General features: G+C 72.9%; 8 protein-coding genes and 1 pseudogene. 1 reads left to right on the forward strand and 8 read right to left on the reverse strand.

Features of this window, described 5'->3' with window-relative positions:
- Positions 1-718: 718 nt before the first annotated feature.
- Positions 719-1075, forward strand: a pseudogene (locus tag L1785_RS14960) (GNAT family N-acetyltransferase); the annotation flags it as partial.
- 209 nt (positions 1076-1284) lie between these two features.
- On the opposite strand, the gene L1785_RS14965 reads toward L1785_RS14960, so the two are convergent.
- The 8 genes from L1785_RS14965 to L1785_RS15000 form a co-directional block, all read right to left on the reverse strand.
- The gene (locus L1785_RS14965) at positions 1285-2295 is read right to left on the reverse strand and encodes a sugar phosphate isomerase/epimerase family protein (protein ID WP_236090078.1); all 1011 of its coding nucleotides are present in this window, start codon (positions 2293-2295) and stop codon (positions 1285-1287) included.
- Positions 2296-2381: 86 nt separating this feature from the next.
- Positions 2382-3386 carry a sugar phosphate isomerase/epimerase family protein gene (locus tag L1785_RS14970; RefSeq protein WP_236090079.1) on the reverse strand — a complete coding sequence of 335 codons (1005 nt, stop codon included), beginning with the start codon at positions 3384-3386 and terminating at the stop codon, positions 2382-2384.
- Complete coding sequence (locus tag L1785_RS14975; protein ID WP_236090080.1) at positions 3383-4003, reverse strand: hypothetical protein; 621 nt, start codon at positions 4001-4003, stop codon at positions 3383-3385. The genes L1785_RS14970 and L1785_RS14975 overlap by 4 nt, the downstream gene beginning before the upstream one ends.
- A 192-nt stretch (positions 4004-4195) precedes the next feature.
- Complete coding sequence (locus tag L1785_RS14980) at positions 4196-9808, reverse strand: ThuA domain-containing protein (RefSeq protein WP_236090081.1); 5613 nt, start codon at positions 9806-9808, stop codon at positions 4196-4198.
- 111 nt (positions 9809-9919) lie between these two features.
- Positions 9920-11098 (reverse strand): Gfo/Idh/MocA family protein, encoded by a 1179-nt coding sequence (locus tag L1785_RS14985; RefSeq protein WP_236090082.1) that lies wholly within the window; start codon positions 11096-11098, stop codon positions 9920-9922.
- A gap of 95 nt (positions 11099-11193) precedes the next feature.
- Positions 11194-12252 (reverse strand): substrate-binding domain-containing protein, encoded by a 1059-nt coding sequence (locus tag L1785_RS14990; protein ID WP_236090083.1) that lies wholly within the window; start codon positions 12250-12252, stop codon positions 11194-11196.
- Between the two features lie 45 nt (positions 12253-12297).
- Positions 12298-13353 (reverse strand): ABC transporter permease, encoded by a 1056-nt coding sequence (locus L1785_RS14995; protein WP_372461871.1) that lies wholly within the window; start codon positions 13351-13353, stop codon positions 12298-12300.
- The gene (locus tag L1785_RS15000) at positions 13350-14867 is read right to left on the reverse strand and encodes a sugar ABC transporter ATP-binding protein (protein ID WP_236090084.1); all 1518 of its coding nucleotides are present in this window, start codon (positions 14865-14867) and stop codon (positions 13350-13352) included. The genes L1785_RS14995 and L1785_RS15000 overlap by 4 nt, the downstream gene beginning before the upstream one ends.
- Positions 14868-14966: the final 99 nt, after the last annotated feature.

Consider the following 14966-nt stretch of genomic DNA (forward strand, 5'->3'; position numbering starts at 1 on the left):
TCAACCAGCACAACCAGAAACCAGCCACAAAGCCAGCCCCCAGCCGCACCAGCCAAACGAGGACAAAAATTTGGCATTGACTATCAAGCACACTGTTGAGTTCTCAAACAACCGACGCACACCGTCACGATCCCGAACCCTTCAAGGCCCAGAACCCCATCCGGGGCAACCTCTTCAACTTACCAGAGTCGATCCCCTGCCGCAACTCCCCGATCCGAAGATCAGTGAGTGGTGCCGCTCAGAATGTTGTCCAGCCCCATCCGAAGAGTGAGGAACCGACGCCGAGAGCGCCCTACCTCAGAGATGGGATTCAGCCCCGGCCCGGCCACTCGCCTCCGGCGGCTCTAGCCACCGTCTGGTCTTCGTGTCCGTCCGCCCGTCGGGCTGACATCCAGAACATTACACAGGTTCCCGGGCCGGTGCCAACTCGGGTGGGGTGACGCCCGGCACACCTCGTCTGCGCAGGTCAGGACCCAGGTCGGACGCGGCCCGGGCCGCAGGACGGCGACGCCAGGAACGCCACTCGGGACGACGCCCGGGACGGCGCGACGGAGGCGCACGCGCCCGGCCAGGGCGATAGGTTCGAGAGGTGATGTCGCAGACCGAGGCGAGCTCCGCCGTCGTACGCCGTGCCACCCCCGACGACGCCGGCGAGACCGCCTGGCTCGCCGCTCTGACGTTCCCCCTCGCGTGCCCTCCCGGCACGTCGCGCGAGTCCATGGCCGCGCACATCGCGCGCAAGCTGACGCCCGCCCACTTTCGGGCGTGGGCGTCGAGCCCGGAGCACGCCCTGCTCGTGGCCGACGCCGGCACCGGGCTGCTCGGGTACGCCCTCGTCGCGCTCGGTGTGCCCGACGGCGAGGCCGAGGCCGCCGTCCTGCGCGAGGCGACCGGACTGCCCGGCCCCTACACCGAGCTGTCGAAGATCTACGCACACCCGGAGGCGCTCGGCACGGGCGTCGCCGCCGGCCTCATGGCCGCGTCGATCGAGGCCGCGGCCGAGCTCGGGCCGGGGCTGCCCCTCTGGCTCGGGACGAACGGGGTCAACCAGCGGGCACAGGCCTTCTACCGCAAGCACGGGTTCGTGGTCGCGGGGAAGCGGACGTACGTGGTCGGGGGGGGGGGGGGGGCCCCGGGGGCGGGGCGGGGGGCGGCCCCCCCCCCCCCCCCCCGCCCCCCCCCCCCCCCCCCCGAGACCCGGCCCCATGGCCCCGGGTCTCCCTCAGGCCCCCTCGACCCAACCTCAGCCGCCCCGCCGGAGGACTACCCAGCGGCGGCTGAGGACTACTGCCCCGGCACCCCGCGCAGCACGGCGATCGCGTCGTGGCTGCGCTCGGCGTTGCCGAACGAGTCGACCCCGTTCGGTGGCTCGGCCACGCTCGCCGCGTTGTCCTGCTCCCAGATGCCGTGCTGACGCCCGGAGCCCGCGAGCGCCCCGAGGAACGACTGGAAGTCGATGTCGCCGGCGCCGAACTCGACGATCGAGTAGCCGGCGGCGGTGTCGGCGGCGCGCCCGTCCTTCAGGTGGAAGAGCGGGTAGCGCGACCGGTTGGCGAGCACGTAGTCCACCGGCTCGAACCCTGGGTAGCGGTGCTTGCCGACGAACGCCCAGTACACGTCCATCTCGAAGAAGACGCTGTCCGGGTCGGTGTTCTGCAGGAACACGTCGTACAGGCGCACCTCGGGCTGGTCCGTGGCGAACGCGAACTCGCCGTCGTGGTTGTGCTGGTAGAACTTCAGGCCGCGGGCCCGGGCCGCCTCGCCGAACCCGTTGAACTGCTCCGCCGCTGCCAGGTACGCCGCCACCGTCCTCGTGCCCGTGGGCGCGTTCGCCGTGCCGACGTGCGGCATGCCGAGCTCCTGGGCGATGTCGAGCTCACGCTCGAGGTTCGTGGCGAAGTCCCCGATGCCACGGTGCGAGCCGACGGCGCGCAGCCCGTTGTCCTCGAGGAGCTTGCGGATCTCGGCGATCGTGATCGGGCCCGTGCCCTGCGTGTACCCGGCGAACTCGACCTCGGCGTAACCCATCTGGGCGAGGCGCTCGAACACGGTCCGGAAGCCGAGCCCCTGCACCTTGTCGCGGATCGAGTAGAGCTGGATGCCGAGCTTGCCCGGCGGGACGAGCCGTCGGCCCTGGCCCGCCGCGAGGGGGGCGCCGGCCGTCCCCGTAGCGGCCGCCCCCTCGAGGGCGGCCGCCGCCAGAGGCGCGGCGCCGAGCGTCGCAGCGCCCAGGGCCACGGTGGAGCTCGCAAGGCGCAGGAACGACCTGCGGCTCACGTCGGTGCTGTTGCTCATGGTCGATCTCCTTCGATCGTGCCGACGGCGGGCGCCGTCGGCCTCAGCAGGTTGCCCGGCAGGCGGGCGGTGCGGTCGGGCGACCGTCAGGAACGCGTCGAGAAGGCCGCGTCGAACGCCGCCGCGGGGGCGTCGAAGGCGTGCTTGCGGACGAACTCGAGCGCCTCGGGTGCTCCGTCCAGCCGCTCCATCCCGGCGTCCTCCCACTCGACCGAGATGGGACCGTCGTAGCCGATCGTGCTGAGCATCCGGAACGAGTCCTCCCACGGGACGTCGCCGTGGCCGGTGGAGACGAAGTCCCAGCCCCGGCGCGGGTCCGCCCAGGCGAGGTGCGACGAGAGCCGCCCGTTGCGGCCGTTCGTCATCCGCTTCTTCGTGTCCTTGCAGTCCACGTGGTAGATCCGGTCCTGGAAGTCCCACAGGAAGCTCACCGGGTCGAGGTCCTGCCACACCATGTGGCTCGGGTCCCAGTTGAGGCCGAAGGCCTCGCGGTGGCCGATCGCCTCGAGCGCGGCGACCGTCGTCCAGTAGTCGTAGGCGATCTCGCTCGGGTGGACCTCGTGGGCGAACCGGACGCCCACCTCGTCGAAGACGTCGAGGATCGGGTTCCAGCGGTCCGCGAAGTCCTGGTAGCCCGCGTCGACCATCGCCTGCGAGGCCGGCGGGAACATCGCCACGTACTTCCAGATCGACGAGCCCGTGAACCCGACGACGGTCCGCACGCCCAGCCGTGCCGCCAGGCGGGCGGTGTTCTTCATCTCCTCCGCGGCACGCCGGCGCACGCCCTCGGGGTCGCCGTCACCCCAGACCACGTCCGGGAGGATGTCCCGGTGCCGCTGGTCGATCGGGTCGTCGCAGACCGCCTGGCCCTTGAGGTGGTTGGAGATCGCCCAGACCTTGAGCCCGTACCGCTCCAGCAGGTCGAGCCGGCCCTGGACGTACTCGTCGTCGTCCCAGCGCCACGGGTCCAGGTGGTCGCCCCAGCAGGCGAGCTCGAGCCCGTCGTAGCCCCAGCCGGAGGCAAGCCGGGCCACCTCCTCGAGCGGCAGGTCTGCCCACTGGCCGGTGAACAGGGTGATCGGTCGTGTCATCGTTCGTGATCCTCTCGGACTCGTCGGGTGCGAAGCAGGACGGCCGCCGCGAGCGCCGTCAGGAGGACTGCGCCGGCCACGAGGGCGGGGACGGCGGGCAGGGGGCCGCCGGACCCCGCCGCGGCAGGGTCGTCCTGTGCCGCCCGGCCCACTCCAGCGGGGTCGGTGCCGGCCGCGGTGGCGGAGCCCGGGGCGAGGTCCGTCGTGGCCGGGTCCGGCGCGGGAAGCGGCGGGACGACGTCGGCCTGCGTCGACGCCTCGGCCTCCGCCGGGCCGGTGACCGTGGCGCGGAGGGTCCAGTGGCCCGCGCCGAGGATCCCCTCGGCGGACCGGTACCAGCCGACGCCCTCGGCGGCGGACGACAGGACGACAGGACCGACCGTCGAGCCGTCGTCGGCCACGGCGGTGACGGTGACCTGGGCGGACTCCTCGACGGGGTGGCGGTCGGCGGCCCAGGTGAGCGACGCCGAGACGCCGCCCGCGCCATCTGTGCCGAGCGACACCTCGACGTCACCCCCGTGGGCTGCCGCAGGGCCGGAAGCCGCCGCCGCGAGCGCCACCGTCAGCGTGAACGCCGCGGCGGCCAGGACCGCACCGCGGATCACGGCTCTCCACATGCTGTGCCTCCTTCGTCGTGGGTCCCTCGGCGCAGGACCGGAGCGCGCCCCTGCGCCGAGGGGTGCCGGCCGGAGCCGGCGGTACCGCGGGCGGGACACCGCCCCCGGTCGGACCGGGGCCTGGTCACGTACGGGCGCCTTCCGGCGTCCCGCCCGCGGCGTTCTGGCGGCGCCTCCGGGCGCCGCGGTCCGTCAGTCGCAGCTCACCTCCCCGACGGTGACCAGGAGCGTCGCCTTGCCCGAGGGACTCAGCACCCAGCCCGGGTCCGGGTCGAGGTCGACCCGCCGGTCGGGGGTCGCCGTGACGAGGTACTGCCCGGGAGCAAGGTCGCCGAGGTCGCCCGGCTTGCCCACCGCGGCGCCGTCGGCCCAGACGTGCACCGCGTAGCCCTTCACTCCGGGGACGCGGACGAGGGTCAGCACCGCGCCCGCGTCGCACGTCGCCGGGGCCAGCTCGACGGCCGGGGCCCGGTCGCAGCCGTAGCGCGCGATCGTGACGACCAGCTCGGCGGTGCCCGCCTGGCCTGCCGTCCAGCCGTCCGGCAGGTCGAGCGTCCAGCCCTCCTCCGGCGTGGCCACGACGACGTACCGGCCCGGCGCGAGGTCGCCGAGGTCGGCGGGCTCCCCCGCCGGCTCCCCGTCGACCAGGCCCTGGACCGCGTACGACGCCACGCCCTGCGTCACGACCGGCCCGAGCGTGCCGCCGGCGCGGACGTTCGCGCCGGCCTCGTCGACCGTGCACGACGCCTGGACGACGTCGACCGCCGGCGTCGCGCGGAGCGGCTCCGGCGCGGCGATCGTGAAGCGGACGGTCTCCCCGGTGACGGTCACGCCGCCGGCCGACGCGCGTAGCTCGACGACGTGCGCGCCCGGGGAGGTGACCACGAGCGGCGACGTGTACTCGGCCCAGCCTCCGCCGTCGACGTTCACCTCCCGGTACACCTGCGCGCCCGCGGGACCACCGGTCGCCGCGACGGTCACCGTGACCGGCCCCAGCCACGACCCTTCGGGGCCGTCCGGCTCCGACGGCGCGAGCGCGCCGGCGACCGCGAGCGGCGCGCCGCCGTCAACCACCCGGAAGTGGTCGAACGAGGCCGTGACGGCGGCGGTCTGCGCGCCGCCCAGCGCGTACAGGCCGACGCCCGCCCCGGCGACCGCCTGGTTCGTCACCGCCTCGGGCAGGTCGGTCCACGTCTCGCCGTCGGCGCTGTACGACGCCGTGAACGTCGTGCCCGAGCGCGACAGCCGCAGCCACCACGCCCCCGACGTCAGCCCTTCGGCGTTCGGCTGGGGGTTCTGCACGGTCCCGCCGACCTCGCTGCGCAGCTCGATCCGCCGGGTCGGCGCCTGGCCGGCCTGGTTGTCCGTGACGAGGTCGAGCTTCACGTAGTTGTCGTCGTCGCCGTACACGATCAGGCCGCCCTGGTGGTACTGACGGTCGAACGACGACCCGTCTACCCGCGTCTGCACCGTCCAGCCGCCGTCCGGCTGGTCCTGCAGCACGATGTTCGGCACGCCCGTGTTCCCGGACCCGTAGATGTCGGTCGGGGTCGTGTCGATCTGCAGGGAGCCGTCCGCGACGCGGAGCCCGTCCGGGTCGGGCCGGACGACGGACCACCGGCACCCGTCGAGCTCCGTCCCGCCGAACTCGTCGTCCGGGCCCGGCGCGGCCGCCGTGTCGTCGGGGGTGATGTGGAACCAGTCGAAGCGGGCGTCCACCACCGGTGCCTGCGAGCCCGTCCCCGCGAGCGCCACCAGGCCGATCCGCGGGTCGGTCAGCCCGGCGAGCGACTTCGTCTCCGGCATGTCCGTGAACGTCAGCCCGTCCGCCGAGTAGGACGCCCGCAGGGACGTCCCGTCGGTGCTGGTGAACCGGACGTAGACGGTCGACGGGTAGCCGGCGCCCAGCGCCGCCGTGTTGGACGCCGCGACCTCGTTCGGCGCGCCGCCCGTCTCCCGGATGAACTGGAAGATGCGCGTGGCCGGGTCGGCCGGGGCCGAGCGGCCCTCGATCACCATCTTGGCGTAGTCGTCCGGACCGTCGTAGAGGAGCAGGCCGGCCTGCTGGTACCGGGCGTCGGCCTCGATCGTCAGCCGTGCGGTCGCGGTGAACGGGCCGTCGGGGAGGTCCTGCAGCACGACGTTCGGCACAGCCGTGTTGTTCGTGCCGTAGATGTCCGCCACGGTCGCCGGGACGACCAGCTCGCCGTCGACGACCCGCAGGTTCTGGTCGCGGTCCAGCACCTCCCACCTGGCGGGGTCGAGGTCGGCGCCCGTGAAGTCGTCCGAGCGCCCGGAGAAGCAGAGCGCGGGCCCGCCGCTCCCGGAGCGGACGGTGACGGTCTCGTACCGGACCGAGTAGGCGCCGCGCGCGTCCGTGGCCCGGACCTGGAGCCGGTAGGTGCCCGGCTCCGTGTACGTGGTCGTGAACGTGCCCGTGCCGTCCTGGAAGCCTCCCCCGAGGCCGGCGTCCCAGGCGAGGGTGACGGCGTCGCCCTCGGCGTCGGTGGCCGCGGCGGACGCAGACACCACCAGGGGTGCCGTGCCGGAGAGCGGGTCGACCTCGAACGACGTGATCTCGGGCCGGACGTTCTCCGTGACGCCCCGCCCCTCGAACTCGAGCCAGTTCACGTTCACCTGGCCCGCGGTGTGGACGAGGTAGAGCGTGCCGCTGCCCGCGGGGACGTCGTGCAGCGCGGCCGTGACGTCGGTATAGGTCTGCCACGCGCCCGTAGCCGGGACTGTGACGCTCCCGATCTCGGGGCCGTCGGGAGCACCCCAGCGCAGCGAGATCGGCCCGCCACCGGACGGCGAGGCGGCGCGCAGGGTCACCGCGTCGACGCCGTCGAGCGAGACCGGCTCGTAGGCCCACCAGTCGTCGGTCTCGATGAACCCGATGTTCTGCCCGCCCCCCGCGGTGTCCCCTGTGGTCTCGACGCGCACGCCCGGGTCGCCGCCACTCGTCGACCCGGCGAGGCGCCCGGTCGACGTGTAGAACTCGGCCTGGACCAGCTTCGGCTGCAGGACCTGCAGGTCGTTGCCGGTGAGCGGCACGCCGGCCGCACCGCCGTCGTCGGCGTAGGAGCCCTCGATGACCCAGAAGATGTTGGCCTCGATGCCGTGGCCCTCGTCGCGCGCCGTCTGCAGGACGCCCTGGCAGCCCGTGAGCTCCTCCATCGGGTGGGCGTGCGAGTCGTGGCCGAGCGAGGTGTACAGGTGCACCGCCGAGCAGTCGACAGTGCCGTCCGGGTCGGTCACCTCGATCTCGTACCGGACCTGGTCGCCCCACTCGAAGAAGCCGCCGTCGTCCGGGAAGGTGATCGTGACCGTCGGTGCGACGTTGCCGACGACGACCGTCACGTTCGCCACGCCCGTCTGCCCGGACGGGTCGGTGGCCACGAGCTGGGCCGTGTAGCTGCCGTTCGCGGTGTACGTGTGGACCGGGTCCGCCTCGGTGGACGGCGCCGAGCCGTCACCGAAGGTCCACTGGAGGCTGAGCGGCTCGCCCGCCGGGTGGCGGGTGCCCTCCGACGAGAACTGCACCGTGAGGGGTGCGGGGCCGCTGGTCACGTCGGCGGCTGCCCGCGCGATCGGCGCCGGGTCGCCCCGGACGTAGTCGACGCGGTAGATGCCGCTCGTGTCGTTGTTCCCGCCGAAGCCCTCGCCCCAGTCGATGACGTAGAGGGCGCCGTCCGGGCCGAAGTCCATGTCCATGGGCCGGTCGAAGCCGGCCGCGGGGTCCAGGTGCTGCGGGAGCACCCGGTTGATGTCGACGAGGTCGTCGCGCTCGGGCCCGTCGAGCTGGAAGGAGTACACCCTCCCCTGGTTCCACTCGCCGAAGAACGCCTTGCCGTCCCAGTACGCCGGCCACTTGACGTCGGAGGCGAGGTCGGGGTCGTAGTCGTACACCGGGCCGCCCATCGGCGCGCCGCCACCTCCGATCTCCGGGAAGAGCGGGTTGGTGGAGTAGCCGAACCAGACCTCCGCCTCGACCGCGGGCGGGAGCTGCCGCAGGCCCGTGTTGTTCGGCGAGCCGTTGACGACGCCGCCCGCGCAGTCGAACGACGCCCCCGACTGCCCCGTCGCGAAGTCGTGGTCGACGTACGCGTTGTTCGAGCCGGTGCAGTACGGCCAGCCGTAGAAGCCCGGCTCGCTCACCACGTTCCACTCGACCGTCCCGGCGGGCCCGCGGAGCGGGTCGGCGGACCCGGCGTCCGGTCCGTAGTCGCCCACCAGGACGTTGCCCGTGGCCGGGTCGACGCCGATCCGGAACGGGTTGCGGAAGCCCATCGCGAAGATCTCGGGCCTCGTCTGCGGGGTGCCCGGGGCGAACATGTTGCCCTCGGGGACCGTGTAGCCGCCGCCCGGCTCAGGACGGATGCGCAGCACCTTGCCGCGCAGGTCCGCCGAGTTCGCCGAGGTGCGCTGCGCGTCGTAGTTCTGGCGTCCCGGGCGCTCGTCGATCGGCGCGTAGCCGGCCGACTCGAACGGGTTCGTGTTGTCGCCGGTCACGACGTAGAGGTTGCCGTCGGGGTCGAACTGCATGTCGCCGCCCGCGTGGCAGCACGTCTCCCGCTGGGTCGTGATCTTCAGGACGACGGCCTCGCTCGCGACGGGCAGCGTCCGGGTCGCGGGGTCGTACGTGAACCGCGAGACACGGTTGTGCGGACCGTCCGCGCCGACGTCCGACGGCGACCAGAACAGGTAGACCCACCGGTTCTCGGCGAAGCCCGGGTCCAGCACGATGCCCGTGAGCCCGTCCTCGTTGGCGAGCGTCACGGGCAGGGTCGCCGCGGTCGTCGTCTGCCGCGTCGCGGGGTCGATCAGGCGCACGCGGCCGTCGCGCTCGGCGTAGAAGACCGTCCCGTCCGCGGCGACGTCGAGCATCATGGGGTTCGCTGTGCCCTCGTCGAGCGGCACCACCTCGTAGCCCGCGCTCTGCGACGCGTTGCAGTCGGAGTCGACGACGCCGGCCGCGGTACGGATGCCGCCGAGCAGGTGCTGGAGGAACTCCGGCTCGGCGTACGCCTCCTGGGTGTGGCCGCCGCCCGTGTACCAGGAGCGTCCGCCGTCGTACACCTGGCACCACGCCGTCGGGTGCTCGGCGCCCATGGCGCCCGAGCCGGCCGAGTACGTCGTCTCGTCGAGGCTCGCCAGGACGTGCACCGTGTCCCGCGGGTTCGTGCGGAAGTTGTACCACTCGTCGTACCGCTCCCACCGCTGGGGGAGGTGGGCGGTCGACTCGTGGGCGTGGTCCTCCACCTTGATCGTGGCGGTCTGGTTGGCCGGGTGGTCGCTGAAGTACGCGCCCACCAGCCCGCCGTACCAGGACCAGGCGTACTCGGTGTCGGACGCCGCGTGGATGCCGGCGTATCCGCCGCCGCCCTGGATGTAGCGCTCGAACGCGGCCTGCTGCTCGGCGTCGAGCACGTCGCCGGTCGTGGACAGGAAGACCACGACCTCGTAGTCCGCCAGGCCCGCGTCGGTGAAGACGCCGGGGTCCTCGGTGGCCGTCACCGTGAAGCCGTTGGCCGCGCCGAGCTGCTGGACCGCGGCGACGCCGGCGGGGATCGAGTCGTGCCGGAAGCCGGCGGTCCTCGAGAACACGAGGGCGTCGAACGGCTCGACGGCCTGCGCCGTGGCCGTCCCGGTCGTGGTGGTGGTCGTCGTCGCGGTCGTGGCGGCGGGGTCGGCCTGAGCCGCCTGCACCGTCACGAGGGTCAAGGGAAGGGTCACCGCGGTGACGGCTGCCGCCGCCACCGCCCGCAACGCTGCGGTCGGGACCCTTCGAGGCACGTTTCTCACCTGGAGCTCCTCGTCGAGATGGGATCGGTCGTGCGCTCCGGGGTGGTGCCGGGCCGGCCCTGGCACGGCACCACCGGTCTTGCCCCGCGGGCGCGCCCGCGGTCGTCCGTGTCAGGGGAGCGGCACCCACCCGCTCCCCGCCGCCGCGCGGCGCTCGACCGCGTCGAGCACCCGCTGCACGGCCAGCCCGTCCGCGAAGGACGGGACGGGCTGGCGCCCGGCCGCCAGGTCCTCGACGAGGTCGACGACCTGGTGGGTGAACGCGTGCTCGTAGCCGAGCCCGTGCCCGGGCGGCCACCAGTTCCCCGTGTACGGGTGGCCCGGCTCCGTGACGACGATCCGCCGGAACCCGGCCGTCTCGGCGTCTTCCTCCGCGTCGTAGAAGTGCAGGAGGTTCATGTCCTCGAAGTCGAAGGCGAGGGAGCCCTTCGACCCGTTGATCTCGAGCCGGATCGCGTTCTTGCGGCCGGACGCGAACCGCGTCGCCTCGAAGCTCGCGAGCCCGCCGCCCGCCAGCCGGCCGAAGAACACGGCGGCGTCGTCGACCGTCACGGGACCGGTGCCCTCCCCCGCCGTCCCGCCGAGCCCGCTGAAGCCGGCCGCGACGGGCCGCTCGCGCACGAATGTCTCGAGCAGCCCGTTCACGCCGGTCAGCCGCTCCCCCGTCACGTACTGCGCGAGGTCGATCACGTGCGCCCCGATGTCGCCGAGGGCACCGGAGCCGGCCTTCGCCTTGTCCAGGCGCCACGACAGCGGCACCTCAGGATCGGCGAGCCAGTCCTGCAGGTACTGCGCGCGGACGTGCCGCACCTCGCCGACCCTGCCCTCCTCGACCAGCAGGCGCGCGAGCCGGACGGCGGGGACCCGCCGGTACGTGAAGCCCACCATCGCGAGCACGCCGCGCTCCGCCGCCGTGGCGGCCGCGGCGACCATGTCCTCGGCCTCCGCGATGCTGTTCGCGAGCGGCTTCTCGCACAGCACGTGCTTGCCCGCCTCGAGCGCGGCGATCGCGATCTCGGCGTGCGTGTCACCCGGGGTGCACACGTCCACGAGATCGACGTCGTCCCGCTCCACGACGGCCTCCCAGCCCGACGCCGAGCGCTCCCAGCCCAGCTTGTCGGCCGCCGCGGCCGCGGCCGCGGCGTCCCGGCCTGCCACGACGCGCATGCGCGGGTCGAGGGGGAGGTCGAAGAACCTCGGTGCGGTGCGCCATGCCTGGGAGTGCACCGCTCCCATGAACGAGTACCCGACCATGCCCACGCCCAGCTCCGGGCGTTCGGTGTCTGCCATCTCATTCCTTCCGGTACGCACGCCGGCGGCCCGTCCGGGCCCGTTGCAGGGAACCGGCCCGAACGGGCCGCCGACGCTCTTTCGTGCTCGCGCGATCAGGACTCGAAGGCGTTGGGCAGGAACTGCGCCACGTTGTCCGAGGTCACGACCGGCGCGTACAGCTGGACGGTGCGGGGGACGCTCGACGAGGAGAGGTCGCTCATGTTCTTCTCCTGCACCACGAGCCGGGCGAGCTTGATCCCGTCCGCCGCCTGGGTCGCGGGGTAGATGACCGTCGCCCGCACGACCGAGTCGCCGGCCTCGATCTCGCGCATCATGTTGGCCGAGCCGGCGCCGCCCACGAGGAAGAACTCGTCCCGGCCGGCGTTCTCGATCGCGGCCAGCACGCCGATGCCCTGGTCGTCGTCGTGGTTCCAGATCGCGTCGATCTGGGGCTCGGCCTGCAGGAGGTTCGCGGCGGCCTGCTCGCCGCCCGCGACCGTGAAGTCGGCCGCCACCCGGCGATCCACGTCGAGGCCGCAGTCGTCGAGCGCGTCGGCGAATCCCTGGCTGCGGTCCTGCGTCAGCGGCAAGGAGTCGATGCCCGCGATCTCCGCGACCACGGCGTCCGGGTTGTCGCCGACCTGCTCGCAGACGTAGGTTCCGGCCGACACGCCCATGCCGTAGTTGTCGCCCAGCACCGTCGCGCGGGCGGCGAACGGGCTCGAGAACTCGCGGTCGACGTTGATCACGGGGATGCCCGCGTCCATCGCCTCGGTGGCGATCTCCGTGAGGGCGGCGCCGTCGAACGGCAGGAGCACGATCGCATCCACCCCGTCGTTGATGAACCCCTGGATCTGGCTGATCTGGAGGTTGACGTCGTTGGTGCCCTCGGCGACGCGGAGCTCGACGTCGTCGTAGTTCTCGGCCTCGGCCCGGGCCGCCGCGGTGATCGCGCCCATCCAGCCGTGGTCCGCCGCGGGGGCGGAGAACCCGATGACGACGGTGTCGCCCGGGGCGTCGTTGTCGGACACCGCCTGGGCGGTGCCGCCGTCGCCCTCGTCGTCCGACGGCGGAGGAGTGTTGGAGGTGCACGCCGTGGCGAGCAGCGCGGCGGTCGCGGCGATGACGGTCGCGGCGGCGGCGCGTCGGCGCAGGGTGGTGCGTGCGGACATGGGATCTCCTTCGATGCTGTCCTGCGTGATGGGGTGGGACGGGGCTCAACCAGTGGTGGACCGCGCGGTGAGGCGCTGCTGGAGCAGCACGGCGACGATGATGATCGCGCCCTTGGCCACGGCCTGGACCGAGCTGTCGAGGTTGTTCTGGATGAACAGGTTCGTGAGGGTCGCGAAGATGAGGACGCCGAGCACCGTGCCGACGATCGTGCCGCGGCCGCCGGCGAGCAGGGTCCCGCCGACGACGACGGCGGCGATGGCGTCGAGCTCGTAGAGCGTGCCGTTGGTCGACGAGCCCGCGGTGGTGCGCGCGAGCATCATCACGCCGGCGATCCCGGCGGCGAGGCCGGCCAGCGCGTAGAGATACATCGTGTGGCGCCGGACCTTGATGCCCGCGAGGCGGGCGGCCTCGGGGTTGCCGCCGACCGCGACGGTGCGCCGCCCGAACGTCGTCCGGTTGAGCAGGAACCAGCCGGCCACGGCGACGGCGACGAAGATCCAGACGATCTTCGGCACCCCGAGCAGGTCGCCGCGGAACGTGTCGGTGAACGAGTCCACGTCGACGATCTGGGTCCGGCGGTTCGCGATGAGCTCCGCGAGGCCGCGGGCCGCCACCATCGTCGCGAGCGTCGCGATGAAGGCCACGACCCGTCCGTAGGCGACGAGCACGCCGTTGACGAGCCCCGCCCCCAGCCCGACCGCGAGCGCGCAGACCGCCATGACGACCCAGCCGTACTGGTCGGCCATCGTCTGGGTGGCGAGCGTGGTCGCCCACACCGACGCGAGCCCCAGGACGGAGCCGACCGACAGATCGATGCCGCCGCCGGTGATCACGAAGGTCATCCCGATGCTGACCACGCCGATGACCGAGGCGAGCGAGAGGATGACCATGAGGTTGTCGAGGCTCGCGAACCGGGAGCCGGCGGTCACACAGCCGACGACGGCGAGCGCCACCAGGGCGACGATCAGCCCCAGGTTGCGCCCTGCGGTCCCCGACGGGATCCCGACACGGCGGGCCGTGTCCTTGTGCTCGCCGCCGGGCGGGCCTGCGGCGCCCGGCCCCGCCTGCCGGGCATCGGCGGACAGCTTCTGCTCGTTCACGCGACGCTTCCTTCCATGACCATGTCGAGCACCTGGTGCTCGTCGATCGACTCGGCGGGCCCCTCGTGCACGACCCGGCCCTCGGAGACGACGAGGACCCGGTCGGCAAGGCCCAGGACTTCCGGGATCTCGCTGGAGACGACGACCACGGCGGCACCCGCGTCCGCCAGGCGGCGGACGAGGGCGTAGATCTCGGCGCGCGCCCCGACGTCGACGCCGCGCGTCGGCTCGTCGAGCAGCAGGACGCGGCACCCGTGGACGAGCCAGCGGGCGAGCATCGCCTTCTGCTGGTTGCCGCCCGAGAGCGTGCGGATCGGTCGGTCGACGCCCGGGGGCCGCAGGTGGAGCGAGATGGCCTGCTCCTGCGCGGCGGCGCGCTCGGCGCGCTCGTCGAGCAGCCCGCCGCGGGCGAACCGCGCGAACGTCGACAGCGTGACGTTCCGGTAGACGGGCTCGTCGAGCAGCAGGCCCTGGCTCTTGCGCTCCTCGGGGGCGAGGCCGATGCCGACGCCGACCGCGGCGGCGACGGATCCCGGGCGCAGGCGCCGCCCGTCGACCCGCACGACGCCGGCGCTCGGGCGGCGCGCGCCGTACACCGTCTCGAGGATCTCCGAGCGGCCGGAGCCGACGAGGCCCGCGAGCCCGACGATCTCTCCGGCCCGTACCTCGAGGCCGACGTCGCGGAACACCCCCCGCAGCGACAGGCCCTGCACGTCGAGGACGACGGGTGCCTCCGGGCCGGGGCCCGACGACGGCGGGAAGGCGTACTCGACCGACCGTCCCGTCATGAGCCGGATGAGCTCGGTGGTCGGCGTCCCGGAGACGGGCAGGTTGTGGGCGACCGTCCGCCCGTCCTTGAGGACCGTGATCCGGTTGCCGATCTCGCGGATCTCCTCGAGGCGATGGGAGATGTAGACGACCGCGACGCCGGCGGAGGTGAGCTCGCGCACGACGCGGAACAGGTTCGCCACCTCCTCCGAGTCGAGGACGGCGGACGGCTCGTCCATGACGATCACCCGCGCGTCGTGGGACAGGGCGCGCGCCATCGACACGATCTGCTTGCCCGCGGCGGAGAGCGCCCCGACCTCCTGCCGCGGGGAGACCTCGGGGTGACCGAGCCGGCGCAGCAGCTCGCGGGTCCGCCGGACCGCCTCGCGGCGCTGGGAGAAGCCGAGCGTCGCCAGCTCGTGGCCGAGGAAGACGTTCTCGGCGACGGTGAGGCCGTCGACGACGTCGAGCTCCTGGTACATCGTCGCGACGCCGTGCCGGAGGGCGGCCACCGGGTCGGCGATGGTGATGGGCTCGCCGTCCAGGAGGATGCGCCCCTCGGTGGGCTGGTGGGCGCCCGCGAGGACCTTGATGAGCGTGGACTTGCCGGCGCCGTTCTGGCCGAGGAGGCAGTGGACCTCGCCGGGCACGATCTCGAGGTCCACCCCGTCGAGCGCACGCGCACCGGGGAACACCTTGACGATGCCCTGCATCGTGAGGAACGGCTGTGGGTCTGCACTGACCATGTCGCCGAACCTAGCGGACCTTTTGTCGATGGTCAATCATAAGTTGGAAGATGACCGACCGATGGTGCGATGATGCGGGTACGGAAGTGGGGAGTGAGA

Origin of the sequence: Antribacter soli (genome assembly GCF_021568775.1) — a bacterium.
Classification (GTDB): domain Bacteria; phylum Actinomycetota; class Actinomycetes; order Actinomycetales; family Cellulomonadaceae; genus Antribacter; species Antribacter soli.